Origin of the sequence: Actinomadura physcomitrii (assembly GCF_008923205.2) — a bacterium.
GTDB classification, from domain to species: Bacteria; Actinomycetota; Actinomycetes; order Streptosporangiales; family Streptosporangiaceae; genus Spirillospora; species Spirillospora physcomitrii.
The window spans coordinates 1-2,919 of sequence record NZ_WBMS02000092.1; the positions used below are offsets into that span (position 1 = coordinate 1).

The 2,919-nt window shown below is 63.8% G+C and carries 1 protein-coding gene; it reads right to left on the reverse strand.

Features of this window, described 5'->3' with window-relative positions; translation table 11 throughout:
• Window positions 1-184: 184 nt before the first annotated feature.
• On the reverse strand, window positions 185-994 hold the full coding sequence (locus F8568_RS46350) for a hypothetical protein (protein WP_151600541.1): 810 nt from the start codon (window positions 992-994) through the stop codon (window positions 185-187).
• Between the last annotated feature and the right edge of the window lie 1,925 nt (window positions 995-2,919).

Here is a 2,919-nt window from a genome sequence, read left to right on the forward strand (position 1 = left end):
CACAGAGCAGCCGTCTTCACGTCCGGCGTTCCGGTCACAAGACCACATCAACCGGCCCGGATTCCCCGCTTCCCTCAGGCCTGCCTATACGCCCAGCTCAGGCCGCGAAATGCGGCTGCCGTACTAGGCGGTTGGAGCCCATTCGGGCCAAGGAAAGAGCACCGGTCTCCTCCGAAGGAGGCCGTCACCCGCCCTTCCTCTTCATACGTTTCCGAAGTACCAACCTGGATACTGGCACGCCAAGGTCGTTTTCCATGGTGGCGGCTGTAGAGACCTGACCGCATCGGCGAAGTTCGGTGATGGCTCGCTCGACCAGATTTCCCAGACGCCGGACCTCCTCCCGCAGTGCTTCCAATTCGTCCAGCCGCTCGAGGACCTCCTTGCCACACCACTCCCGCACGATGTTCAACGCCATGAGCCGTTTTGCGTGGAAGTGCTTCAGCCGCTCCGGCGGCACCCAGTGCTCCTCGCGCCCGCGCCCAACGGTGTAGGTCCAGCCGTGGATTGACTCCAGTTCGACTTTCTCCTCCTCTTCCATAACCTTCTGCATGACGGCTTCGCCATGGAGCTCTGCGACACGCTTGGCGATCTCCACAGCGAGCGACCACGGCCCCACGAAAAAGTCATCGTCCTCCATGAAAGCCAGAGGTTCCCGCCGAAAATCTTCGTCTTCCATCTGGAGTTGCTCGCATACTGACGGTAGGTCTGCGATCTGGACCGTACAGAGGTCAGCCTGTGAGAAACCGAGTTCCACTCCGTTAACGAACCCCCAGCCTTGCACCAGCGATGACACGGCATCGAACTGCGGGGTGTCATGGGCATGCGCGGATACCTCGACCACCGCGGCCATCCGGCGTTCGCTCTGCAACCAGTCCTCGCGCTCATCCCAGAGAACGATCAGGCGTCCCCGCGGAACCCATCTCTCATCACCATCGCGATCAAGGAACCGGACCAGGCACTTGTTCCCCTTCGTGGCCGGTTCCAGGTACTCCACTCGCTCAACTGGACATTCCGCACTCTTCGCCCGCTCCCGATACGCCCAGACCTCTCTCGCCTTCATACGTCCATTGAACCCTTCTAAGGCAACACTGACTGACTGTTTGAAGAGGTCGTGCTCCTATGCTCGATGGCTTGGACGATGTCCGGTGCGCCGGCGAGTACGAGCGAGCGTTCTCCAGCGTTCGGTACACCAAGCTAGCTGGCCTCCTGAAAGCCTGTGGGGTGGCGGTGTGCTGCCAGAAGCCCGCGCCCCGTCGACATGGACGATCTCGCGCATCGGGCGTTGGTGTTAAAGTTCGACGCGCAGCGTGAGGTGCTGCGCACACGCCACCGGATCATGACCACGATGCAGATCCAGGCCTACGAACAGGGTCGCACCCTCGGCGGCCGCCCGTCTTACGGGGTACCGGCTCGTAGAGGCTGGCCCTCACCCGAACCAGGCACACGCCCTGGGGGGCGGCTATGACGTCTCGACACCGACCCGGTGACCGCCCCAGACGTGAGGTGGGTCTTTTCGCGTTGCACCTACCGGCGCACGTGGCCGGAGGCACGCAAGGATGGCCTCAGCGCTGACCAACTCGTCTCGCCGCTGGCCGAACGGCCCTACGACCTACGCCACGCCTGCGTTTTGCGCGGTGTGGCGCTGCACTCGCCGAACTATGTCGGTGCAGGTCATGGGCGAAAGGGCCGCAACCCCTTAGTCAGTTGTTGAAGTAGTTGCGCAGAGCAGCAACGCAAGCAGCCTGGCGCGTGCCGTCATGCGGGAACCGTCGACGGCATTCAGGACCGACCCACGGCGGAGTTCGGTGCCCGTGGGCCGGTTGGCGGATGTGGTGTCTCGGTTGCGAGTGCAAATCCCGAGCCGGACGACGGGCGTTACCGGCCTGTCCCTCCTTCACCGGTTGCGGTCTGGACGTCTTGCGGTGGGTGTGGGTGCGTGGTTGTGTCAGAAACGGGCTTGGCGGTGGAATGACTGGCCGGTGTCTGCGGCCGTCGCGATGGGAGCCACGGCGGTGAGGTCGAGCAGCGGAGGACCGCTTCGGTGTGGCGGCCGGGCTTGAGGGTGGCAGCTCGATCACGTTGGCGCCTACGTCACGGGTTTCGTGGGAGGAAGCTGTTGTTCTCGGACGCTCCCCGAGCTGAAAAGCCAGGGCCGTCCCCGATGAGGCGACGACGCCGACGAGTAGCGGAACCAGCCATCGGCGACTCCGACGGCGCTTGGGACGACGATGACGGGGACCGACGCGCCACGGCTCATATGGCTTCGGAGGCACGCGCGTGTGCTGAGCTGGAGGCGGCATGTGAACCATCGCTCCTGACTACCAACAGCGACGAACACATCACCATCGGGCTCGCCGTCCGTGACCCGGGTTTGGTTCGTATGACCGCAGGTCCGTAAGCGAGCGCAGGACGGCTCTTCGAGAGGTGATCACATCGCCCGTCAGTGGGGTCCAGGTCAAAACGCTGCGGCTTCGACTGCAACATCTAGTCACCGTCGAGCCAAGCCGGGCGGCGGGTTGTTCAGGTCGAGCGGTCCGGCATGGTCGGCTCGGCTACTTCGTCTTGGCCTTGGCCGTTCAACAGAGCGACGTTGATCTGGTCGGTCGGGCAGAGAGCGCTCGGGGCACTTCGGCCCGGCGTTTCCATGCCTGCGAGTACGGTAATCACGAACGCCGTCACAAACGGCCAGCGCACTCCCTGCCCGCCGTGGTGCGTTGAGAAACACCCTTGCGCACTGGGACACCATTCACTCAGCAGCAGGCCGCTCGGTCCGGCCGAGCCGGTATCCCTACTACGGCAGCCGCATTTCGCGGCCTGAGCTGGGCGTATAGGCAGGCCTGAGGGAAGCGGGGAATCCGGGCCGGTTGATGTGGTCTTGTGACCGGAACGCCGGACGTGAAGACGGCTGCTCTGTGATCA